The following is a 21,789-nucleotide window of genomic DNA, read 5'->3' as shown; positions in this document are numbered from 1 at the left end:
GGTAAAAGGATTGCACCATGCTCATAAAGCTCTGGCTGCGCCTCGGCGCCTTTCTGGGCAAGACGCTCCTCTGGCTGCTGGGCATCGGCCTGCTCGGCTGGGCCCTGGCCACGGCCTGGTTCGCCTGGCAACACAGTGGGCCGGTCGCGGACAAGGAGCAGATACCGCCCGGTGAAAGCGCCATGACCCAGGACATCATCCAGACCGCCATCCGCATCGTCGACCAGCACCGCGAAGGCACGCGCTACCTGCGCGATGCCCATGCCAAGGCCCACGGCTGCGTGATGGCCGAAGTCCAGGTGCCCGGCGATCTGCCGGCACCGTTGCGCCAGGGCGTATTCGCCGAACCGGGCAAGACCTGGCAGGCGACGATCCGCCTGTCCAACGGCAACGCTTATCCACAGTTCGACAGCCTGCGCGATGCACGAGGGATGGCCATCAAGCTGCTGGATGTGCCCGGCAAGCAATTGCTCGCGGACCGGCAATCGCAGGGCGAGCAGGACTTCGTGATGTTCAATCATCCGAACTTCTTTGTCAGCGATGTCGCCGAATACCGTCAGAACGTGGCGGCCCAGGCTGACGGAAAAAAGGCGATGGCTTTCTTTCCGAGCCTGGACCCACGCAGCTGGCAGATCCGTCATCTGTTCATCGCCCTGGCGACACTCTCCCCGCCTCCGGCGAGCCCGACCCAGACCACTTATTTCTCGGTATCGCCGTACAAGTTCGGCGCGGCCAATGCCAAGTTTCGCGTCGCGCCGGATCCGGACAACTGCCCAGCCTACACCCTGCCCAAGCAGAACCAGAACCTGCCGAATTTCTTGCGCAGCGCACTGACTCAACAGTTATCCACAGACCGCGTGCCAGCCTGTTTTGTGCTGCAGATCCAGCGTCAGGACCCGGGCAAATACATGCCGATCGAAGACACCAGTATCGAGTGGCGGGAAAGCGATGCGCCATTCGAGACGGTGGCGCGAATCAAGGTGCCGGCCCAGGATTTCGATACGCCCAAGCTGAACCTGGCTTGCGACAACCTGTCGTTCAACCCGTGGTTTGGGCTCGAGGCACATCGGCCTATTGGCGGTATCAACCGTTTGCGTAAAGCGGTGTATGAGGCGGTCAGCGATTATCGGCATAGTCGGAATGCTGAGCAGTAGGTGGTGGTGGGTGTGGTGTGGTGTGGTGTGTATATCCGTTTCTGCGGTAACGGCTGCTTATGGTTTCGCCCTTACGGCGAGTCACTTTCAAAAAGCGTGAAAGTAACCAAAGCGCTTTTGCCCCACCACTCGGTGCCTCGCTAAGGCTCGGCATGCCCGCACTCCGGCATTGCTCCGTGGGCCCGCCGCGAAGGGCCGTCCCTGGCCCAGCGCGGCTATCCCGGCATCCATGCCGGGATGCCCACTGCACAATGCCTGCGTTCGGCCATCGTGGTTAACGGGGCGCCCGAGATCAACGTCCACCGCGAGGCGGCCTTCGAGCCGACCTGGTTTGGTTGACCGTGTTCATCCTGTGGGAGCGAGCCTGCTCGCGAAAGCGGTGTCATGGTCGAATGAAGACGCTGGATGTGCCGGCCTCTTCGCGAGCAGGCTCGCTCCCACAGTTGGATCGGAGTACGACCGGGAGAGCCAGGTCGGCTTTAAGGCCGCCTCGCGGTGGACAGTGGTGGGGCAAAAGCGTTTTGCTTACTTTTACGCTTCATAAAAGTGAGTCGCTGTAAAAGCGAAACCGCCAGCGGCCATTACCGCAGAAACGGATATACACACCACACTGAGAAAGACAGATATCGAAAGCAAAAAAAACGGCGCCTTCCCTCTCTTAAAGGAAAAGCGCCGCTTCTGGCGGGTACCTGGCGTTCAGCGTTCCAGATACCAAATATGGCGCAGCGGACGGGACTCGAACCCGCGACCCCCGGCGTGACAGGCCGGTATTCTAACCGACTGAACTACCGCTGCGCGTAACATTGAAAGTTTGGTGGGTGATGACGGGATCGAACCGCCGACATTCTGCTTGTAAGGCAGACGCTCTCCCGGCTGAGCTAATCACCCTGCACTTTCGATGCGGGGCGCATTCTCTCACAGTTTTTTATAACGTGCTGATTTAATTGATAAATCCAGCAAAAAAATGTGATTCACGCGCACCACGGAAACTCCAGACAGCAAAAAGCCCGCGTTAGCGGGCTTTCTGTGGTGACCTGGCGTTCAGTGTTCCAGGTACCGAATATGGCGCAGCGGACGGGACTCGAACCCGCGACCCCCGGCGTGACAGGCCGGTATTCTAACCGACTGAACTACCGCTGCGCATAACACTTGAAGCGAATGGTGGGTGATGACGGGATCGAACCGCCGACATTCTGCTTGTAAGGCAGACGCTCTCCCGGCTGAGCTAATCACCCTTCGCTTTCGGTGTGGCGCGCATTCTACGGAGCACTTCCTAAGCTGGCAAGCACTTTTTAATTTAATTTTTTCAGGCCTTCCAAAGGCTTAGCGAAGGGTTGGCCTATGGCGCCGCGAAGAGAATAATGCCCCCCTTTGTATAAAGGAGAGACTCACCCCATGTGGTTCAAGAACCTGCTTATCTATCGCCTGACCCAAGATCTGCCCGTTGATGCCGAGGCGTTGGAAACTGCACTGGCGAGCAAACTGGCACGCCCCTGTGCAAGCCAGGAGTTGACCACTTACGGTTTCGTCGCGCCATTTGGCAAAGGCGAAGACGCCCCCCTGGTGCATGTCAGCCAGGACTTTTTGCTGATTGCCGCACGCAAGGAAGAACGCATCCTGCCGGGCAGCGTCGTCCGTGACGCGGTCAAGGAAAAGGTCGAAGAGATCGAAGCCGAGCAGATGCGCAAGGTCTATAAAAAGGAACGGGACCAGATCAAGGATGAAATCATCCAGGCCTTCCTGCCTCGCGCCTTCATTCGCCGTTCGTCCACGTTCGCCGCGATCGCGCCGAAACAAGGCCTGATCCTGGTCAATTCGGCCAGCCCGAAACGCGCCGAAGACCTGCTTTCGACCCTGCGCGAAGTCATCGGCACGCTGCCGGTACGCCCGCTGACAGTGAAGACGGCCCCGACCGCGATCATGACCGACTGGGTCAAGACCCAGAAAGCCGCAGACGATTTCTTCGTGCTGGACGAATGCGAACTGCGCGATACCCATGAAGATGGCGGCATCGTCCGTTGCAAGCGCCAGGACCTGACCAGCGACGAAATCCAGCTGCACCTGAACACCGGCAAGGTGGTGACGCAACTGTCGCTGGCCTGGCAGGACAAGCTGTCTTTCGTGCTCGACGACAAGATGGTGGTCAAGCGCCTGAAGTTCGAAGACCTGCTGCAAGACCAGGCGGAACAGGACGGCGGCGACGAAGCCCTCGGCCAACTGGACGCCAGCTTCACCCTGATGATGCTGACGTTCGGCGAGTTCCTGCCGGCGCTGGTTGAAGCGCTGGGTGGTGAAGAGATTCCGCAAGGGATCTAAAAGTAGCGGATAGCCCCTGTGGGAACGAGCTTGCTCGCGAAAGCGGTATGACAGCCACAACGATGTTGACTGACACCCCGCTTTCGCGAGCAGGCTCGCTCCCACACGGGTATTCGGTGTTTTTTATAACAAGGATCAGATCATGCGTGCACTGGCTGAATTGAGCCGCTTCGTCGGCAATACGTTCGCTTACTGGGTGTTGCTGTTCGCCGTCGTGGCGTTCTTTCTGCCGACCTGGTTCATCGGTCTCAAAAGCGCCATTGTGCCGCTGCTGGGCCTGGTGATGTTCGGCATGGGCCTGGCACTGAAGCTGGAAGACTTTGCCGAAGTGGCTCGCCGCCCAGGACGGGTGGCCCTGGGTGTGATTGCCCAGTTCGTGATCATGCCGGGCACAGCATGGCTGCTTTGCCAGGTTTTCAGCCTGCCGCCGGAAATCGCCGTCGGCGTGATTCTGGTGGGTTGCTGCCCGAGCGGCACGTCGTCCAACGTGATGACCTGGCTCGCCCGCGGCGACCTGGCCTTGGCCGTAGCGATATCCGCCATCACCACCCTGCTTGCCCCGCTGCTGACCCCGACGCTGATATGGCTGCTGGCCTCGGCCTGGCTGCCGGTGTCGTTCTCGGCATTGTTCTGGTCGATACTGCAAATTGTGTTGCTGCCCATCGCACTGGGTATCGTTGCCCAACGTTTGTTGGGTGCGCGGGTCCGTCATGCCGTAGAGGTGCTGCCGCTGGTATCGGTGGTCAGTATCGTGATCATCGTTGCGGCGGTGGTGGCAGCCAGCCAAGCGAAGATCGCTGAGTCCGGCCTGCTGATCATGGCGATCGTGATCCTGCATAACAGCTTCGGCTACCTGCTGGGGTATTTCACCGGTCGGCTTTTCGGGTTGCCGTTGGCCCAACGCAAGACGTTGTCGCTGGAAGTCGGCATGCAGAACTCCGGCCTCGGTGCGGCATTGGCCAGCGCACACTTTTCGCCGCTGGCGGCAGTGCCCAGCGCGCTGTTCAGCGTCTGGCACAACATTTCCGGCGCCCTGCTCTCGACCTGGTTCCGGCGCATGAGCGAAAAGCAGGACCGCGAAGAACTCGCCCGACAAACCGCGGACTGACCGGCGGACTTGACCGAATAGTCAGCATTGGGCACTCTTGCGCCCAATGCGGGGACGACCCCGCAACGCCATGAAGTTTTTATCCGGGGACGACCCCATCCATCGATGAGGTGTGTGATGTCCTGGATCATTCTGTTTTTCGCCGGCCTGTTCGAAGTCGGCTGGGCTGTCGGCCTGAAGTACACCGACGGCTTCAGCCGCCCGCTCCCTACCGCACTGACAATCGCCGCCATGGCGATCAGCCTCGGCCTGCTCGGCCTGGCGATGAAGGAGTTGCCGCTGGGCACCGCCTATGCCATCTGGACCGGGGTCGGTGCCGTCGGCACGGTGATCGCCGGGATCATCCTGTTTGGCGAGTCGATGGCACTGATTCGCCTGGCCAGCGTTGCGCTGATCATAGCCGGGCTGGTCGGGCTAAAGGTCAGCGCTTAAGCCACTACACCTTCGCGAGCAGGCTCGCTCCCACATTCGACCGCATTCACTCGGTCAAGGGTGGGAGCGAGCCTGCTCGCGAAGAGGCCCACAAGATCACCGGTTATCTGACCGCCCCGCGCAACTCTCCGACCAACGCCTGCAACTTCGCCGGCTCCGCCGCCTCGACCGCCACCGCCGTCCCCGCCACCAGCGTCACCCGCGACCAGAACCGCCGAAACAGCCCCTTGCTCGGATCACGGCTGAAAAAGCTGCCCCACAAGCCCTGCAATGCCAAGGGAATCACCGGCACCGGGGTTTCTTGAAGGATGCGCGTCAGCCCGCTCTTGAACTCGTTGATCTCACCGTCGGCGGTCAACTTTCCTTCAGGGAAGATGCACACCAGCTCACCGTCCTTCAGGTATTGGGCGATGCGGCTGAAGGCTTTTTCATAGATGTGGATATCCTCCTGGCGCCCGGCAATCGGAATGGTCCCGGCGGTGCGGAAGATAAAGTTCAGGATCGGCAGGTTGTAGATTTTGTAGTACATGACAAAACGAATCGGCCGACGCACCGCGCCACCAATCAGCAAGGCATCGACAAACGATACGTGATTGCACACCAGCAACGCTGCTCCCTCATCCGGGATCGCTTGCAGGTTGCGATGCTCCACGCGGTACATGGAATGGCTGAGCAGCCAGATCATGAAACGCATGCTGAACTCGGGGACGATCTTGAAAATGTAGGCGTTGACGCCGATGTTCAGCAGCGACACCACCAGGAACAGCTGCGGGATCGACAGCTTGGCCAGGCTCAGCAGGACGATGGAAACGATCGCCGAGACCACCATGAACAAGGCGTTGAGGATGTTGTTGGCGGCGATCACTCGCGCCCGCTCGTTTTCAACGGTGCGCGACTGGATCAATGCATACAGCGGCACGATGTAGAAACCGCCAAAGATACCCAGCCCGAGGATATCGATCAGCACCAGCCAGGCGTGGCCGAAACCCAGAATTTGCAGCCAGCCGTGGCCGTCGACGCTGGCGGGGATTCCACCGGAATGCCACCACAACAGCAAGCCGAACACCGTCAGCCCGAACGAACCGAACGGCACCAGGCCGATCTCCACTTTGCGCCCCGAGAGCCTTTCGCAGAGCATCGAGCCCAGGGCGATCCCCACCGAAAACACCGTCAGGATCAGCGTCACGACGGTTTCGTCGCCGTGCATCCATTCCTTGGCATAGGCCGGGATCTGGGTGAGATAGATCGCGCCGACAAACCAGAACCAGGAATTGCCGACAATCGAGCGGGACACCGCCGGGGTCTGCCCGAGGCCCAGCTTCAGGGTCGCCCAGGACTGGCTGAAGATGTTCCAGTTCAAACGCATCTGCGGCGAAGCGGCCGCCGCCCGTGGAATGCCGCGGCTGGCCAGGTAACCGGCCACGGCAATGCCGACAATCGCCACCGAGACCACGGGCGCGTAATTGGCCGAGGACATCATGATCCCGGCGCCGATGGTGCCGGCGAGGATCGCCAGGAACGTCCCCATCTCCACCAGGCCGTTGCCGCCGACCAGCTCATCCTCGCGCAGGGCTTGCGGCAGGATCGAATATTTCACCGGCCCGAACAGCGCCGAGTGCGTGCCCATGGCGAACAGCGCCACCAGCATCAGCCACAGATGATCGAACAGGAAACCCACCGCGCCGACCGCCATGATCGCGATTTCGCCAAGCTTGATCAGGCGAATCAACGCATCCTTGGCGAATTTTTCGCCGAACTGGCCCGCCAGCGCCGAGAACAGGAAGAACGGCAGGATGAACAGCAGCGCGCACAGATTGACCCAGATCGAGCGATCACCCTCGATGGTCAATTTATAGAGGATGGCGAGGATCAGCGACTGCTTGAAGATATTGTCGTTGAACGCGCCGAGGGACTGCGTGATGAAGAACGGCAGGAAACGCCGCGTGCGAAGCAAGGTGAACTGCGAGGGGTGACTCATCTTCCATGTTCCTGAGTGGCTTGGACGCTTATTGGAATGACGCTTTTTCGATCCAGGCCACACATTACCTGTCTTTGACGATTATTTCCCCAGCCCCGCAATACAAGGCGACACGAACAACTCACCGTGCCAGGCGCCCAGCACCGTGCGCCGAGCGACGATCAGCCACATCACCGCCAGCATCACCACCAATGCGCAACCCAGCAGGTTGAAAAATACCAGCCCCAGCACGCTCGCCAGTTTCAGCGTGGTCAGTGCGTACACGCCCAAGGGAAAGGTGAAACCCCACCAGCCGAGATTGAACGGGATGCCTTCGCGCAGATAGCGCCCGGTGATCAACAGCGCCATCAACATCCACCACAAACCCAAGCCCCACAGGGTGATGCCGGCCACCAACCCCAGCCCCGAGGCAACCTCGCCCACGCCCGGCAAGCCATTGGCGGCGAAAACCAGCGGTGCCTCGCCACCCAGCAGCAACATGCCCAAGGCGCCCGTGCCGATGGGGCCGAGGGCCAGCCAGCTCGAGGCGGCCATGTTTTCATGCGGCAGTTTGTGCAGGGCCATGCGCAGCAGCAGGATGGTCAGAATGCTGAACGCCACCGGTAGCGAAAATGCCCACAACACGTAGCTGGTGACCAACATGACCAGTTGCGCATGGGCGTCGCCAAGGTGTGGCGCCAGTAGCCCGCCACTGGCAGCGGCCACCTCGGCGGCCACTACGGGCAACAGCCACACGGCGGTCATCTGGTCGATGCGGTGCTCCTGGCGGGTGAACATCAGGAACGGAATAAGCACGCCGCAGGCCAGCGACATCACCACGTCGATCCACCACAACACTTCTGCCACCGCCACCACGCCATCCCCCCAGCGCGGCAACCCGAACACCAGAAAGCCGTTGATGATCGTCGCCAGGCCCATGGGAATGGTGCCGAAAAACATCGAGACCGTCGAATGGCCGAAAACTCGCCGGGCCTCGTTGAAAAAAAGCATCCAGCGAGCGCCGTACAGCCCGGTGAATAGTGCAAACAGGAAAATGTTGAACAACCACAGCCCTTCAGCAAATGCGTGCAATCCGGCATTGCCGCCTGGCACTTGCGCCAGGGCCAATGCCAGCACGCCAGTCCCCATGGTGGCGGCGAACCAGTTCGGGGTGAATTGTCGGACGGCCTCCAAGGGTCCGGCCAAGTGGCTCAGCGGGCGTAAACGGTTTTTCGCAGCGCAGCAAGTCATGGTCAATCCTCGTTATCGGATGAGGTAAAGCCATGCTAGAACTGAAAAGAATATCTATATAACGGGTAATTTCTCTATATCTATTCTGTTTTACAGATAAGCGCTCACGACCCCACCCCCTCCGCCAGCGGTTTTGCAGGCTGGCGCAGCAAGCCCGCCAGCGCACCGACTGCCATCACAATCAGCACGACGCCGTAGCCATCGGTGGTCGGAATCAGCCCGAAAATACGCGTGAGGTTTCCCGCCAACAACGAAGGCAGGCTGAAGGCCAGGTAACTGAGCACGTAGAACGCCGACATCAGGCCGGCCCGTTCGTGGGGCAAGGCCAGCGGCATGATGCTGCGCAGGGCGCCGAGGAATCCCGCGCCAAAACCGCTGCCAGTGATCAAGGTGCCAATGAAAAACCACGGCAGACTGGCCGTGTGTACGGCGGTCAATACCAGGCCCAGGCCGAGCACCAATAGGCTGGCGCCAAGCCGCAGCATCGTTCTTGCCGCCCGGTTACGCAGCGTGTAGATCGACAAGGCACCACTGAGGGTGAGCACAGCCACCAGCGCGCCGCCAATCAGGTTCGATGTCGAACCGGTCGCGGCCCGCACCAGTGACGGCGCGAGGGACAAATAGAATCCCCCGACCGCCCAAGCCGCCAGGTCCAGAGGCAATATCAGCCACAAGGCGCGCCGGGCCTGGACAGGTACATGCAAAGTCGGGCGCAACGATCGCCAGGCCCCGGGCTGCGGGCTGACGCTTTCCGCCAGGCGCCACAGGTAAATCGCCTGGAGCAGAAACAATGCCAGCAGCAGCCAATACGTCAATTGCAGCGGCATCGGCGCGAACTCAGCCAGCAGGCCGCAGCCCATCGCGCCACACGCCATGCCGAGCAATGGCGCCACGCTGGTGATCAGCGGCCCCTGCTGACGATCGAAGTCCAGCAACGCCGCCCCCAATACACTGGTGGCCATTCCGGTGGCAAAGCCCTGTATCAAACGCGCACCGATCAACCAGGCGACGCTGTCGGCGTTGATAAACAGCAGCATCGCCAGCATGTTGAGCAGCAATGCCGCAAAGATCACTGGCTTGCGACCGAGGTAATCCGACAGCGAACCGACGACCAGCAAAGCCGCCAGCAGACTGAACGCGTACACGCCGAAGATCAGTGTCAGGATCGCCGGGGAAAACTGCATATGTTCCTGGTAGAGGTGGTACAACGGCGTCGGCGCGCTGGACGCCGCCAGGAAGCCGAGCAAGGTGAGCGCCAGAAATATCAGGCTGGCGCGGGTCGAAGCTGGACGAGACATGGGCACGCTCCACAAGGCATTCACAAAAGCTAATTTTTTGCTTTTGCGGAGTGTGCTACCGGCATGCGCTTAAAGCAAATTCTTTGTGTTAAGGTCCGATTCATGGCTATTAAAGAAGGTTTACGCCCCGGCGGCAGAAGCGCCCGGGTTCAAGAGTCGATTCATTCGGCCGTTCACGCGTTATTGCAGGAGCAGGATCGCGCCAACCTGACCGTGCCGCAAATCGCCGCGCGCGCCGGGGTGACGCCGTCCACCATTTATCGGCGCTGGGGCGATCTGCAAGCGCTGCTGGCCGATGTCGCCATCGCACGCATGCGCCCGGACGGCGAGCCGGCCAATACCGGCAGCCTGCGCGGCGACTTGCGTGCCTGGGCGGAGCAGTACCTGGACGAAATGAGTTCCGAGCCCGGCCGCAACATGATGCGCGATATCCAGGCCTGCGCCACGCCGGGCTATTGCGTGGGCATTATCAGCGGTCAGTTGCAGATCATCCTGGACCGCTATCCCGATGAGCCGAATCCGGGCATCGAGCGGCTGGTGAATGTGATCGTGGCGCCGACGGTGTTTCGTATCCTCTTTGCCACTGCGCCGTTGGAGGTTGAGGAGTTGTATCGGTTGGTTGACATAGCGTTGGGTCAGTAAGGCCGCTTTCGCGAGCAGGCTCGCTCCCACCTGGGGTCTCCAGCTGGCACGCGATCTGTGTGCACCGCAGATCCACTGTGGGAGCGAGCCTGCTCGCGAAGATGCCCGAAAGAACACCCGATAACCCGAGCACTCCACCCCACCCGCGACACCCCGCCACGCCCCGACCTTGGTCGACACTGACGAACCCGAGCGGGCATGCGAGACTGTCGTGCCGGGCCCGAGCCCGGGGATATTTGTCCGGGAGTTTCCATGTCGCTGTCCAGCGGGCTGATTGCCGTTGTCGCCCTGGCCTATATGGCCATCATGTTTGCCATCGCCTTCTACGGCGACCGACGCAGCACGCCGTTGCCGCCGCGCGTGCGGGCCTGGGTCTACAGCCTGTCGCTGGCGGTCTATTGCACCAGCTGGACCTTCTTTGGCGCCGTGGGCCAGGCCGCCGAACAGCTCTGGTCGTTCCTGCCGATCTACCTCGGACCGATCCTGCTGCTGGTGTTCGCGCCGTGGGTCCTGCAGAAAATGGTGATGATCAGCAAGCAGGAGAACATCACTTCCATCGCCGACTTTATCGCCGCCCGCTACGGCAAGTCGCAGTCCCTGGCGATTGTGGTGGCCCTGATCTGCCTGGTCGGCGTACTGCCCTACATCGCCTTGCAGCTCAAGGGCATCGTGCTCGGGGTGAATCTGCTGATCGGCGCCGGCGCCGACGCCATGGGCACCCGGGCCCAGGACACCGCCTTGATCGTCTCGCTAATCCTGGCGCTGTTCACCATCGTCTTCGGTACCCGCAACCTGGACGCCACCGAGCACCATCGCGGCATGGTCCTGGCGATTGCCTTCGAGTCGCTGGTCAAGCTGTTCGCCTTCCTGGCCGTCGGCGCGTTTGTCACGTTTGGCCTCTATGACGGTTTTGATGACCTGTTCAACCAGGCGATGCTGGCGCCCCGCCTGGAGCAATACTGGAAGGAAACCATCAACTGGCCGTCCATGGTCGTGCAAACCGGCGTGGCAATGATGGCGATCATCTGCCTGCCCCGGCAATTCCACGTGACCGTGGTCGAGAACATCGACCCGCAGGACCTGCGCCTGGCCAAGTGGGTGTTTCCCGCGTACCTGGCGCTGGCCGCGCTGTTCGTGGTGCCGATCGCCCTGGCCGGGCAGATGATGTTGCCCAGTTCGGTGCTGCCGGATTCGTTCGTCATCAGCCTGCCGCTGGCCCAGGCCCACCCGGCCCTGGCGGTGCTGGCGTTCATCGGCGGCGCGTCGGCCGCCACCGGCATGGTGATCGTGGCGAGTGTCGCCCTGTCGACCATGGTCTCCAACGACATGCTGCTGCCCTGGCTGTTGCGCCGCAACAACGCCGAGCGGCCCTTCGAGGTGTTCCGCCAGTGGATGCTGTCGGTACGCCGGGTGAGCATCGTCGTGATCCTGCTGCTGGCTTACGTCAGTTACCGGCTGCTGGGGTCGACGGCGAGCCTGGCGACCATCGGCCAGATCGCTTTCGCCGCCGTGACTCAACTGGCGCCCGCGATGCTCGGCGCGCTGTACTGGAAACAGGCGAACCGACGCGGCGTGTTCGCCGGTCTCGCCACGGGAATTTTCCTCTGGTTTTATACGCTGGTGCTGCCGATCGCCGCCCACAGCCTGGGCTGGTCACTGAGCAGTTTTCCCGGCCTGGCCTGGCTGCACGGCAACCCGCTGGACCTGCCGATTACTCCACTGACCCAAGGGGTGGTTTTGTCCCTGGCCGGCAATTTCATCCTGTTCGCCTGGGTCTCGGTGTTGTCCCGCACCCGCGTGTCGGAGCACTGGCAGGCCGGGCGCTTCATCGGCCAGGAAATCAGCGCCCGCCCCAACCCTCGTTCGATGCTCGCGGTACAGATCGACGATCTGCTGCAACTGGCCGCCCGGTTCGTCGGCGAAGAGCGCGCGCGGCAGAGCTTCATCCGTTTCGCCTACCGTCAGGGCAAAGGTTTCAACCCGAGCCAGAACGCCGACAGCGAGTGGATCGCCCACACCGAGCGCCTGCTGGCCGGTGTGCTGGGGGCCTCTTCGACGCGGGCGGTGGTGAAGGCGGCAATTGAAGGGCGGGAGATGCAACTGGAGGACGTCGTGCGGATCGCCGACGAAGCGTCCGAGGTGCTGCAGTTCAATCGCGCGCTGCTGCAAGGCGCCATCGAAAACATCACCCAGGGCATCAGCGTGGTCGACCAGTCCCTCAGGCTGGTGGCCTGGAACCGTCGCTATCTTGAGCTGTTCAATTACCCCGACGGCCTGATCAGCGTCGGCCGGCCAATTGCCGACATCATCCGCTACAACGCCGAACGCGGCCTCTGCGGGCCCGGCGAGGCCGAGGTCCATGTCGCCCGGCGCCTGCACTGGATGCGCCAGGGCCGCGCGCACACCTCGGAACGGCTGTTCCCCAACGGCCGGGTGATCGAGCTGATCGGCAACCCGATGCCCGGCGGCGGCTTTGTCATGAGTTTCACTGACATCACCGCGTTCCGCGAAGCCGCCCAAGCCTTGACCGAGGCCAACGAAGGGCTGGAGCAACGGGTGGCCGAGCGCACGCGGGAACTGTCGCAGCTGAACCTGGCGCTGACCGAGGCCAAGAGCACCGCAGAAGCCGCCTATCAGTCCAAGACCCGCTTCCTTGCCGCCGTCAGCCATGACCTGATGCAACCCCTGAATGCCGCGCGGCTGTTTTCCGCCGCGCTGTCCCACCAGCATGACAGCCTGCCCGGCGAAGCCCGGCAACTGGTGCAGCACCTGGACAGCTCGCTGCGTTCGGCGGAGGACCTGATCACCGACCTGCTCGACATCTCCCGCCTGGAGAACGGCAAGATCAACCCCGATCGCAAGCCCTTCGTGCTCAACGACCTGTTCGATACCTTGGGCGCCGAATTCACCGTGCTGGCCCAGGAGCAAGGGCTCAAGTTTCGCGTTCGTGGCTCGCGCCTGCGGGTCGACAGCGACATCAAGCTACTCCGGCGGATCTTGCAGAACTTCCTCACCAATGCCTTCCGCTACGCCAAAGGTCCCGTGCTGCTGGGTGTGCGCCGCCGCCAGGGCGAGCTGTGCCTGGAGGTCTGGGATCGCGGCCCCGGCATTGCCGAAGACAAACAGCAGGTCATTTTCGAAGAGTTCAAACGCCTCGACAGCCATCAGACCCGCGCCGAAAAAGGCCTCGGCCTGGGCCTGGCGATCGCCGATGGCCTGTGCCGCGTGCTTGATCACAGGTTGCGCGTGCGTTCCTGGCTGGGGCGCGGCAGCGTGTTCAGTGTCAGCGTGCCGTTGGCCAGCACCCAGGCCGCTGCTCCCAGTGCCGCGCCCGAACCCAACGGCCAATTGCCGAGCGGGGCCCAGGTGCTGTGTGTGGATAACGAAGACAGTATCCTGATCGGCATGAGCAGTTTGCTGACGCGTTGGGGATGCCAGGTCTGGACCGCGCGCAACCGCGAAGAGTGCGAGCGTTGGCTCGGCCAGGGCGGGCGTCCGCAACTGGCCCTGGTGGATTTTCATCTGGACGACGGCGAGACGGGCACCGAGCTGATGGCCTGGCTGCGCACGCGCCTGGGCGAGCCGGTGCCGGGGGTGGTGATCAGCGCCGACGGCCGGCCGGAGACGGTGGCGCAAGTGCATGCGGCGGGGCTGGATTACCTGGCCAAACCGGTGAAGCCGGCGGCGTTGCGGGCGTTGTTGAGTCGGCATTTGCCGTTGTAATTCAGGAAGGGCAAACCCTCCGTGGCGAGGGAGCTTGCTCCCGCTTGAGTGCGCAGCACTCATAAAAGAGGGGCCGCTGCGCAGCCCAGCGGGAGCAAGCTCCCTCGCCACAGGGGTTCGGTTTCAGGCCTGGAGTTCTACTTCAGCCTTGGGTGTCCGTGCTGGGTTCTTCCGCCACCTCAGGCAACCCATCCACATCCGCCATCGCCCGTTCCAGCAGCTCCGTCGGCAGGCTCTTGCTCGCCCGGGCGCCGAGGAGTTTCAGTTGTTCGCTGCGGCTGATCAGGTTGCCGCGCCCTTCCGTCAGCTTGTTGCGCGCGGCGCTGTAGGCTTTGTCCAGTTGCTGCAGGCGATTGCCGATTTCATCGAGGTCCTGGATGAACAGCACGAACTTGTCGTACAGCCATCCGGCGCGCTCGGCAATTTCCCGGGCGTTCTGGCTCTGGCGTTCCTGTTTCCACAAGCTGTCGATGACCCGCAATGTCGCCAGCAAAGTCGTCGGGCTGACGATCACGATGTTACGGTCGAAGGCTTCCTGGAACAGCGTCGGCTCGGCTTGCAGCGCGGCGGAAAACGCGGCCTCGATCGGCACGAACAGCAACACGAAATCCAGGCTGTGCAAACCGTCCAGGCGCTTGTAGTCCTTGCCGGCCAAGCCCTTGACGTGGGCTCGCAACGACACGACATGCTGCTTGAGGGCGAGCTGGCCGATGGCGTCATCTTCGGCGGCGACGTATTGCTGGTAAGCCGTGAGGCTGACCTTCGAATCGACTACTACCTGTTTGTCGCCGGGCAGGTAAATCAACACGTCCGGCTGGAAACGCTCACCGTCCGGGCCCTTGAGGCTGACCTGGGTCTGGTATTCGCGGCCCTTCTCCAGGCCTGCGTGTTCGAGCACCCGCTCGAGGATCAGTTCGCCCCAGTTGCCTTGGGTTTTCTGCCCCTTGAGGGCACGGGTAAGGTTGGTGGCTTCATCACTCAGGCGCAGGTTCAATTGCTGCAAGCGCTCAAGCTCCTTGCCCAAGGAAAATCGCTCGCGAGCCTCGGCCTGATAGCTTTCCTCAACGCGTTTCTCAAACGACTGGATGCGCTCCTTAAGCGGATCGAGCAATTGCCCCAGGCGCTGCTGGCTGGTTTCGGCGAAGCGCTGTTCACGTTCGTCGAAGATTTTTCCGGCCAGCTCGGCGAACTGCGCCCGGAGCTCGTCGCGCGAACCTTGCAGGTCATTGAGGCGCTGCTGATGGCTTTCCTGCTGCTCGCGCAGCTCGGCGTGCAACGAAGCCGCCTGGGCATCGAGCCGCCGCAGTTCCGCTTCCTTGTTGGCCCGTTCGAGATTCCAGGCGTGGGCCGCGTCCCGAGCATTGTCGCGCTCGATCTGCAGCAATTCGACTTCGCGACTGGCCGCCGCGAGCTCGGCCTGTTTGGCGGCATTGGCCTGGCTCAGGTCACTGATTTCGTCGCGGCAAGCATCCAGCTGGGCGTTCAACCCGTCGTGGGCCATGTGCGCGGTCGCCAGGCGTTCTTCCAGCAGGGCGAGTTCGGTCTGCGCCGCGCTGGCCTGTCGTTGCAGATGCCAGGCCAGGGCCAGCAACGGCAGCGCAGCGCCCGCCAGACCAAGCAACAGGCTGGTCAAATCCATAGCCATGACAATTTCCGCGGATGAAATAAAGCCCGAAGGTTAACCAAGCAACCCGGCGTTGCCCAGCTCAGTCTTCGATTTCACCCAACGCCTGGCGAGCGCGGTGATCACCTGCCCGGGCAGCCTGGCGCAGCAGGTCCTGGCCGATGCGCCGGTCCCGAGCGTTACCGCATTCGCGGCACATCAGCTGGCCGAGACGGCTCTGGGCCGCCACCACGCCTTCACGGGCCGGTTGCTTGAGCAGGCGGCCGGCCAGGTGCTTGACGCTGGGGCTGTCCCCCAGGCGCGGGCTGTCGAGTAACCATTCGGCCACGCGCATCGAAATACGCTTGGGTGGGGTAACACCCTGGGGTGTGGAGGTAACAGGATTTGATACTGAGCGGAACTTCATAACGCACTACGGTGACAGGTCAGAAGGCGCGCCACTCTACTCCTTTTTTCGTACGGGTAAAGTCGAAAAAAACCGGCACGCCCGTCCTAGAGCAAGCGCTTGGGACAATCCACAGAAGCTGTGGATAACTCAGTGGACAACCTACCCTGAACTCGCCGCAAGCCCTGTGGAACGGGGCCTGCGCTCAAACTGACGATTTTTTCACCAGCTAAAAAAAGCGATGTTTTTCATTGACTTAAATTTTGGATACAGGCACCCACCTCAGAATGTTCCTACATGACAGTTCGGTGACAAGCCTCGTCGCAAGTGTGCACAAGTAACACGCGAACGGTTATATCGCCGCGCTTTTTGAGGCATTCGCAGAGGTGGGACCTGGGGATAACCCGGGAGAGTGCCTTGGCTGATCGCCCGGGCTCGCCAGCCACGCAAGGCAGAGCGCGGCGTCCCACTGGTCGGGTTTGAATATTTATTGATCGATGGCCTTCCCTTCGGTATTCCGATCCGTTAGTATCCGCGGCGTTAGTACCAAGCTGAAAGTCAATTCCGGGTCGAACACATCTCCACGGTCAGCCACCCTCAAGGGCAGCCCCACCGATAAAAAGAGACCGACCCCCTCGATGGTTTCCAGGTAAATCTTGCGTCAGCACTGCCTTTGATCGAATGCAAAGGGTGCCTGCCAGGCTCGTTACTCTGACCGAACCAACCTGCAAAATTGATCAGGATCTTCACCCCGGGCCCAGAACCTTTGCCCTTGATGTGTTGCCTGCCCTCCTAAGTACCTACCTGCCAGCCCAAGCGCGCCTTTTTATAGCGCTCAAACTGGCTGCTTTGTTCCAGTCGGGTTCTTCGTTCGACCAATGGTGGTCGACGTTACTGGAACGTTTTAACGCGGCACGGTTCTTAACCGTGTCATTTGCAGGAACACCCATAACATGTCTACTCAAATCCATACCCAGGATGCCATCCGCACCCTGACCAACGCTTTTGCACCAATGAACTGCCTGATCATGGCCGCTCGCAAAGGCTGCTTCAGCTTCACGCTGGTCAACGAACACGGCATCGCCCGTCACAGCGAACGCCTGTATCCCGACCAGTACTCCAGCGCAGAACCGCTGCAGGCCGTGATCGAGCGTACCCGCCAGGCACTGGTTGCCTGAGACGCCCGGAAAGCTGAAACCGAAGACCCCGCCCCGAAAAGCGGGGTTTTTTATTGCCTGGCATTTCTCGATAAAGCGCAACGGCTTAAGTACAAAGCGCTATAACGACCATAACCGTTCGATGAAGATGGTTTAAAAACAGTCCTTTACAGCAGGGATATGACACTACACTTCAAGTCAAGCGGCCTGATCCGCTTCCGGCGGAGCCTGAACCGATCCACTGCTGCCAAGGCCACATCTTCAGGCTTCGACCCTTTTCCCGTCTCGAGGGTTTTATGGGTATCGCTGCCAGCGAACTGTGTCGATACGTGATCCGTCCGACGCTCCTCTACCTGGGGAGTCACAGCACGACGGCGGAGACCTTGCTGCTGGGCATCGCCGCCAGCCAGTCCGGGCTTGGCGCGGCGTTGCACGATCGGCGCGGGCACGGCCTATACCGCATCACCGAACCTCGCCACCGAGCCTTATGGGACGACTATCTGGCGCTGGACCCGGAGCGGGCCAGCCTGGTACGCGGCCTGGCGAGCCAGCATGCGTTCCTGAGCGGTCCCCATCTGGAACTGACCGTCAACCTGCGCTACGCCACGGCCATCGCCTGGCTGCTGGTGGAGGAGCAGGCCACACCGCTGCCCGAGGCCGGCGACCTGTTGGGCATGGCGCGGATCTGGCGGCAGACTTTTCACCCCCAGGGACGCCTGCGAGATTTCACCTGTGCCTGGCAAAACTGTGTTTCCCCACTGAATCAGGTCGCTTGCTGAATGGAAAATCAGAAAGTTCCTACAACTTCAGTGAATTTGGTCAGATTGTCCTACAAAACCCCTCTAAATCAAGCCATACAAGCTATAGCGCTTGAAGGAAAATGTTGGTAATTTTCGCGTCGGTGATCACCTGGAGTTCTAACAATGAAAAAAATGATGCTCAAAACCACCCTTGGCCTTGCCGTTACCTTGGCATCCACCCAACTCTTTGCCAGTGGTTTTGCCCTGAACGAACAAAGCATCAGTGGCATGGGCACTGGCTTCGCGGGTCGTTCTTCTTCTGCCGATGATGCAAGCACCGTGTTTGGCAACCCTGCCGGTATGTCGCGCCTCAAGCGCGAGCAAGTGACCGGCGGCTTCGCCGTGATCGACGCGTCCACCGATATCAACGATGCCAGCGGTACCCGCTCCGGCACCAACGACGGCGACATGGTTCCGTTCACCGGCGTTCCGATGGGCTACTACGTCAAGCCTATCGATGACAAATGGGCATTCGGCCTGGGTGTCTACGCCCCGTTCGGCCTGATCACCGATTATGAAAACAGCTTCCAGGGCCGCAACTTCGGCAGCAAGAGCGAAGTGAAGGTCGTGACCTTCCAGCCAACCATCAGCTACGCCTTCAACGACAAGGTTTCGATTGGTTTCGGCCCGACCATCAACCGTATTTCCGGCTCACTGGAATCGGCACTGACCACACCGTTCTCGCCTAACGACGGCAACGTCAAGATCAAGGGCGATGACATCGGCTACGGCTACAACATCGGCTTGATGGTCCAGGCTACCGACAGCACCCGTGTCGGCCTGACCTACCACTCCAAGGTCAAGTACAAGCTCGAAGGCCACACCGAAGTGAGCCCGGGCGCCGGTACGCCGGGCTTTCTGTTGAGCCGCGCACGTTATGACGCTTCGCTGGACATCACCACGCCTGAATCGGTGGACTTCTCGGTTACCCAGGAAATCAATGACGCCTGGACCGTCTATGCAGGCAGCACCTGGACCCGCTGGAGCCGCCTGAAGGACATCACCGTCGATAACGACCTGACCGGCGGCGGAGCCCTGAACCCAGCCCTCTTCGGCACCATCACCGAAGAACAGAACTGGCACGACACCTGGGCCTACGCCATCGGTACGTCCTACCAGTTGAACAAACAGTGGGTGCTGCGCACCGGCCTGACGTTCGACCAGTCGCCTGCCAACAACGAAGACCGCTCGCCACGCATCCCTACCGGCGACCGGACCATCTTCAGCCTGGGTGCCGGTTGGAGCCCGACCGACGACCTGACCATCGACGTGGCCTATTCCTACCTCAAGGAAGAAAAAGTCAACGTCAACCGCAGCAACGCCTTGGGTCAGGCCTACAACGCTGAATACGAAAACAGCGCCAACGGTTTTGGTGTCGGTGCAACCTACCGCTTCTGATGATTCACGGCGAAGCTGAACACTTCGCCAGCTGAAGCGAAAAAAAGCCCCGCGCTCTGCAAAGAGGCGGGGCTTTTTCGTGGCTGGCGGTCAGGGTTTCGAAGCGATGGCCGTTTCCACTGCCTTGATGAAGTCAGGATCGTCGGGTTTGATCCGGCTGGAAAAACTGCCGACCACCCTGCCCTGGCGATCTACAACGTACTTGTAGAAATTCCATTTCGGCGCGCTGGACTGTTCGGCCAGGTGCCTGAACAAGGGGATCGCGTCCGCGCCGCGCACTGGCTGCGGCTCGGTCATGGCGAAGGTCACGCCGTAGTTGACGTAGCAGACCTTGGCCGTCTCCGCGCCATCCTTGGACTCCTGCTTGAAATCGTCAGAGGGTACGCCCAGCACTTCCAGCCCTTGCCCCTTATAGTGCTGGTTCAGCGCTTCGAGGCCTTTGAACTGCGGTGCAAAACCACAGAAGCTGGCGGTGTTGACCACCACCAGGGGCTTGCCGGCGAAGCGCTGGCACAGGTCGATGGTTTCCTTGGCCCGCAGCTTGGGCAGCGAGCCCTCCAGCAGCGGCGGACAATCAGCCGCCCAAACTTGCCCGGCCGCAGCCAGCAACAGGGTGGGAACAGCAAGCCAGCGCATCAGCATGTCGGATTTTCCTTGAAAGCCTGTCAGACCAGGACGTTACTCCGCCCGCCCGACGCCGTCCATTGTTCAGCAGTTACCCATGCCCAATTGCATCAACGCCAACCCGCCCTGGTGCCAGCCCCACCAGGCGAAGGCCAGCAACAGCGCGGCGCCGGCCGCGACCAACCACGGACCGACGCGGCTCATGCGGCACCGGCCTGCGCTTGCAGGCGCGCCACCGGGCGTTCGCGCACCGGCCAGTTCAATGCCGCCGCCAACAGGCTGAGCAGGATCGACACTTGCCAGATCAGGTCATAGCTGCCGGTGCGGTCGTACACCACCCCGCCCAGCCAGCCTCCCAGGAACGATCCCAACTGGTGAAACAGGAACACCATCCCACCAAGCATCGAGAGGTTTCGCACACCAAACAGGGTCGCAACCGTACCGTTGGTCAACGGCACCGTCGACAGCCAGAGGAAGCCCATCGCCATGCCGAAGACATAGGCCGTGGTCGTGGTCACCGGCAGCCAAAGGAACAGGCCGATCACCACCGCCCGCGCCAGATACAACGCGGTCAGCAGCCGCGGCTTGGACATCCGTCCACCCAGCCAGCCGGCCGTGTAGGTGCCGAAGATATTGAACAACCCGACCAGCGCCAGCACCGTTGTGCCGACACTGGCCGGCAAGTGCTGATCGACCAGGTAGGCCGGCAGGTGTACACCGATGAACACCACCTGGAAACCACAGACAAAAAAGCCCACGGCCAGCAGCCAGAACCCCGAATGACTGCAAGCCTCGCGCAACGCTTCGGACAGCGTCTGCTCATGCCCGGACAGGGGCGCCGGTGCGTCCTTGAGCATGCTCACCAAAGGCACGATCAACGCCACCAACAGACCCAGCGCCAGCAGCGCGGCGGACCAGCCGAGCCAGCCGATCAGGCCCAGCGTGCCCGGCAGCATGGCGAACTGGCCGAAGGAGCCGGCGGCGCTGGCGATGCCCATGCCCATGCTGCGTTTTTCCGCTGGCACGGCCCGCCCGACCACGCCGAGGATCACCGAGAACGAGGTACCGGACAGGCCGATGCCGATCAACAGACCGGCGCTCAACGACAGCGACCAGGGCGAGTCGGCCATGCCCATCAGGAGCAGCCCGACGGCGTAGAGAACGCCACCGATCAGCACCACTTTCGCCGCGCCGAAGCGATCGGCCAGCGCACCGGTAAACGGCTGCGCCAGGCCCCAGATCAGGTTCTGCAAGGCAATCGCGAAGGCAAACACCTCGCGGCCCCAGCCGAAATCCGCGCTCATCGGCGCCAGGAACAGCCCGAACCCATGCCGCACACCCAGCGACAACGCCAGGATCAGCGCGCTGCCCACCAGGACCCAACCACAGGTACGCCACATCGATGTCATTATTGTTCTCCGGTCGCGGGTATATACCCACTTATCAGCGGACGAACCGGCATCACGCCAGTTCATCCAGCAAGGCCAACAGGGTCGCACGCTTTTCCGCGCCCAGCTTGTCGATCAGTTTTTGTTGCGCCGTTTCCCAGGCCGGCTGCGCCGCCGCCAGTCGGGCACGTCCGGCCTCGGTGAGCTCGACGATACGGTTACGCAGATCCTCGCCCTCGGCCAGCTTCACCAAGCCCTCGCCTTCTAGCACCCGCAAGTTGCGCCCCAGCGTGCTGCGGTCCAGGCCCATGGCCTCGGCCAGGGAAGAAATGCTCGGCTGGTCCAGGCGCGCCAGGTTGTTCAGCAGAGAATACTGGGCAACGTTGATCCCGAAGCCGTCGAGGGCGCCGTCGTAATACCTGCTGACGCCACGGGCGGCACGACGCAGGTTGATGCACAAACATTGAGAGGCAAGCATGGTGCGTGTATATACCCGCGATTAAGTTAACGCAAGTTAATTCAAGGAATGTCA

General features: G+C 61.5%; 17 protein-coding genes and 4 tRNA genes. 9 read left to right on the top strand and 12 right to left on the bottom strand.

Annotated elements, in window-relative coordinates; genetic code table 11:
• Positions 1-17 precede the first annotated feature (17 nt).
• Positions 18-1,154: a catalase family protein gene (locus J3P84_RS07720; protein WP_434629101.1), complete on the top strand. Its 1,137-nt coding sequence runs from the start codon at positions 18-20 to the stop codon at positions 1,152-1,154.
• Between the two features lie 718 nt (positions 1,155-1,872).
• On the opposite strand, the gene J3P84_RS07715 is transcribed toward J3P84_RS07720, so the two are convergent.
• The 4 genes from J3P84_RS07715 to J3P84_RS07700 all read right to left on the bottom strand — a co-directional run bounded on the left by J3P84_RS07715 (position 1,873) and on the right by J3P84_RS07700 (position 2,389).
• Positions 1,873-1,949, bottom strand: a tRNA-Asp gene (locus J3P84_RS07715).
• Positions 1,950-1,966: 17 nt separating this feature from the next.
• Positions 1,967-2,042: transfer RNA gene (locus tag J3P84_RS07710), tRNA-Val, on the bottom strand.
• Between the two features lie 175 nt (positions 2,043-2,217).
• Positions 2,218-2,294: transfer RNA gene (locus tag J3P84_RS07705), tRNA-Asp, on the bottom strand.
• Positions 2,295-2,313: 19 nt separating this feature from the next.
• Positions 2,314-2,389, bottom strand: a tRNA-Val gene (locus J3P84_RS07700).
• Between the two features lie 160 nt (positions 2,390-2,549).
• Between J3P84_RS07700 and rdgC the strand changes: the two genes are divergently transcribed.
• The 3 genes from rdgC to sugE all read left to right on the top strand — a co-directional run bounded on the left by rdgC (position 2,550) and on the right by sugE (position 5,010).
• Positions 2,550-3,470 carry a recombination-associated protein RdgC gene (gene rdgC / locus J3P84_RS07695; protein ID WP_305499478.1) on the top strand — a complete coding sequence of 307 codons (921 nt, stop codon included), beginning with the start codon at positions 2,550-2,552 and terminating at the stop codon, positions 3,468-3,470.
• 142 nt (positions 3,471-3,612) lie between these two features.
• Positions 3,613-4,578 (top strand): bile acid:sodium symporter family protein, encoded by a 966-nt coding sequence (locus J3P84_RS07690; protein WP_434629098.1) that lies wholly within the window; start codon positions 3,613-3,615, stop codon positions 4,576-4,578.
• Between the two features lie 117 nt (positions 4,579-4,695).
• On the top strand, positions 4,696-5,010 hold the full coding sequence (gene sugE, locus J3P84_RS07685) for a quaternary ammonium compound efflux SMR transporter SugE (RefSeq protein WP_305499474.1): 315 nt from the start codon (positions 4,696-4,698) through the stop codon (positions 5,008-5,010).
• A gap of 103 nt (positions 5,011-5,113) precedes the next feature.
• Here the strand turns inward: sugE and J3P84_RS07680 are convergent, their stop codons facing one another.
• The 3 genes from J3P84_RS07680 to J3P84_RS07670 all read right to left on the bottom strand — a co-directional run bounded on the left by J3P84_RS07680 (position 5,114) and on the right by J3P84_RS07670 (position 9,516).
• Positions 5,114-6,988, bottom strand: coding sequence for an MFS transporter (locus tag J3P84_RS07680; protein ID WP_434572475.1), 1,875 nt, complete (start codon positions 6,986-6,988; stop codon positions 5,114-5,116).
• 81 nt (positions 6,989-7,069) lie between these two features.
• A complete protein-coding gene (locus J3P84_RS07675) occupies positions 7,070-8,218 on the bottom strand; it encodes a TDT family transporter (RefSeq protein WP_434629096.1) in 1,149 nt (382 codons plus the stop codon).
• A gap of 104 nt (positions 8,219-8,322) precedes the next feature.
• Positions 8,323-9,516, bottom strand: coding sequence for an MFS transporter (locus J3P84_RS07670; protein WP_434629094.1), 1,194 nt, complete (start codon positions 9,514-9,516; stop codon positions 8,323-8,325).
• Positions 9,517-9,618: 102 nt separating this feature from the next.
• On the opposite strand from J3P84_RS07670, the gene J3P84_RS07665 reads away from it, so the two are divergent.
• Both J3P84_RS07665 and J3P84_RS07660 read left to right on the top strand, forming a co-directional pair.
• Positions 9,619-10,158 carry a TetR/AcrR family transcriptional regulator gene (locus tag J3P84_RS07665; protein ID WP_434629092.1) on the top strand — a complete coding sequence of 180 codons (540 nt, stop codon included), beginning with the start codon at positions 9,619-9,621 and terminating at the stop codon, positions 10,156-10,158.
• Between the two features lie 252 nt (positions 10,159-10,410).
• The gene (locus tag J3P84_RS07660) at positions 10,411-13,881 is read left to right on the top strand and encodes a hybrid sensor histidine kinase/response regulator (protein ID WP_434629090.1); all 3,471 of its coding nucleotides are present in this window, start codon (positions 10,411-10,413) and stop codon (positions 13,879-13,881) included.
• A gap of 142 nt (positions 13,882-14,023) precedes the next feature.
• Here J3P84_RS07660 and rmuC read toward each other — a convergent pair whose 3' ends face one another.
• Entirely contained in the window at positions 14,024-15,412 is a 1,389-nt protein-coding gene (gene rmuC / locus J3P84_RS07655; protein WP_434631194.1) for a DNA recombination protein RmuC, read from the bottom strand.
• Positions 15,413-15,587: 175 nt separating this feature from the next.
• Positions 15,588-15,911: a sel1 repeat family protein gene (locus J3P84_RS07650; RefSeq protein WP_434572466.1), complete on the bottom strand. Its 324-nt coding sequence runs from the start codon at positions 15,909-15,911 to the stop codon at positions 15,588-15,590.
• 932 nt (positions 15,912-16,843) lie between these two features.
• Between J3P84_RS07650 and J3P84_RS07645 the strand changes: the two genes are divergently transcribed.
• The 3 genes from J3P84_RS07645 to J3P84_RS07635 all read left to right on the top strand — a co-directional run bounded on the left by J3P84_RS07645 (position 16,844) and on the right by J3P84_RS07635 (position 19,245).
• A complete protein-coding gene (locus J3P84_RS07645; protein ID WP_007898912.1) occupies positions 16,844-17,068 on the top strand; it encodes a hypothetical protein in 225 nt (74 codons plus the stop codon).
• 275 nt (positions 17,069-17,343) lie between these two features.
• Positions 17,344-17,826 carry a hypothetical protein gene (locus J3P84_RS07640; protein ID WP_305499463.1) on the top strand — a complete coding sequence of 161 codons (483 nt, stop codon included), beginning with the start codon at positions 17,344-17,346 and terminating at the stop codon, positions 17,824-17,826.
• Positions 17,827-17,970: 144 nt separating this feature from the next.
• Positions 17,971-19,245: an OmpP1/FadL family transporter gene (locus J3P84_RS07635; protein WP_305499461.1), complete on the top strand. Its 1,275-nt coding sequence runs from the start codon at positions 17,971-17,973 to the stop codon at positions 19,243-19,245.
• Positions 19,246-19,335: 90 nt separating this feature from the next.
• Here the strand turns inward: J3P84_RS07635 and J3P84_RS07630 are convergent, their stop codons facing one another.
• The 3 genes from J3P84_RS07630 to J3P84_RS07620 form a co-directional block, all read right to left on the bottom strand.
• Positions 19,336-19,887, bottom strand: coding sequence for a glutathione peroxidase (locus tag J3P84_RS07630; RefSeq protein ID WP_434629087.1), 552 nt, complete (start codon positions 19,885-19,887; stop codon positions 19,336-19,338).
• Positions 19,888-20,069: 182 nt separating this feature from the next.
• The gene (locus tag J3P84_RS07625; RefSeq protein WP_434631191.1) at positions 20,070-21,269 is read right to left on the bottom strand and encodes an MFS transporter; all 1,200 of its coding nucleotides are present in this window, start codon (positions 21,267-21,269) and stop codon (positions 20,070-20,072) included.
• 61 nt (positions 21,270-21,330) lie between these two features.
• A complete protein-coding gene (locus tag J3P84_RS07620; RefSeq protein WP_434601539.1) occupies positions 21,331-21,735 on the bottom strand; it encodes a MarR family winged helix-turn-helix transcriptional regulator in 405 nt (134 codons plus the stop codon).
• Positions 21,736-21,789 lie beyond the last annotated feature (54 nt).

It is taken from the genome of Pseudomonas sp. Z1-29, from assembly GCF_051131995.1.
In the GTDB taxonomy this organism is placed as follows: domain Bacteria; phylum Pseudomonadota; class Gammaproteobacteria; order Pseudomonadales; family Pseudomonadaceae; genus Aquipseudomonas.
The sequence above is the reverse complement of the archived record's forward strand: the minus strand, read 5'-3'. Positions and strand labels throughout refer to the sequence as shown.

Bases quoted from the DNA above. Each gene is read 5' to 3' on its own strand.
- J3P84_RS07650 (WP_434572466.1), bottom strand. From the start codon at position 15,911: ATGAAGTTCCGCTCAGTATCAAATCCTGTTACCTCCACACCCCAGGGT.
- J3P84_RS07620 (WP_434601539.1), bottom strand. From the start codon at position 21,735: ATGCTTGCCTCTCAATGTTTGTGCATCAACCTGCGTCGTGCCGCCCGT.
- J3P84_RS07645 (WP_007898912.1), top strand. From the start codon at position 16,844: ATGTCTACTCAAATCCATACCCAGGATGCCATCCGCACCCTGACCAAC.
- J3P84_RS07665 (WP_434629092.1), top strand. From the start codon at position 9,619: ATGGCTATTAAAGAAGGTTTACGCCCCGGCGGCAGAAGCGCCCGGGTT.
- J3P84_RS07690 (WP_434629098.1), top strand. From the start codon at position 3,613: ATGCGTGCACTGGCTGAATTGAGCCGCTTCGTCGGCAATACGTTCGCT.
- J3P84_RS07640 (WP_305499463.1), top strand. From the start codon at position 17,344: ATGGGTATCGCTGCCAGCGAACTGTGTCGATACGTGATCCGTCCGACG.
- J3P84_RS07660 (WP_434629090.1), top strand. From the start codon at position 10,411: ATGTCGCTGTCCAGCGGGCTGATTGCCGTTGTCGCCCTGGCCTATATG.
- J3P84_RS07625 (WP_434631191.1), bottom strand. From the start codon at position 21,269: ATGTGGCGTACCTGTGGTTGGGTCCTGGTGGGCAGCGCGCTGATCCTG.
- J3P84_RS07675 (WP_434629096.1), bottom strand. From the start codon at position 8,218: ATGACTTGCTGCGCTGCGAAAAACCGTTTACGCCCGCTGAGCCACTTG.
- J3P84_RS07680 (WP_434572475.1), bottom strand. From the start codon at position 6,988: ATGAGTCACCCCTCGCAGTTCACCTTGCTTCGCACGCGGCGTTTCCTG.
- rdgC (WP_305499478.1), top strand. From the start codon at position 2,550: ATGTGGTTCAAGAACCTGCTTATCTATCGCCTGACCCAAGATCTGCCC.
- J3P84_RS07635 (WP_305499461.1), top strand. From the start codon at position 17,971: ATGAAAAAAATGATGCTCAAAACCACCCTTGGCCTTGCCGTTACCTTG.
- J3P84_RS07670 (WP_434629094.1), bottom strand. From the start codon at position 9,516: ATGTCTCGTCCAGCTTCGACCCGCGCCAGCCTGATATTTCTGGCGCTC.
- J3P84_RS07630 (WP_434629087.1), bottom strand. From the start codon at position 19,887: ATGCTGATGCGCTGGCTTGCTGTTCCCACCCTGTTGCTGGCTGCGGCC.
- J3P84_RS07720 (WP_434629101.1), top strand. From the start codon at position 18: ATGCTCATAAAGCTCTGGCTGCGCCTCGGCGCCTTTCTGGGCAAGACG.
- sugE (WP_305499474.1), top strand. From the start codon at position 4,696: ATGTCCTGGATCATTCTGTTTTTCGCCGGCCTGTTCGAAGTCGGCTGG.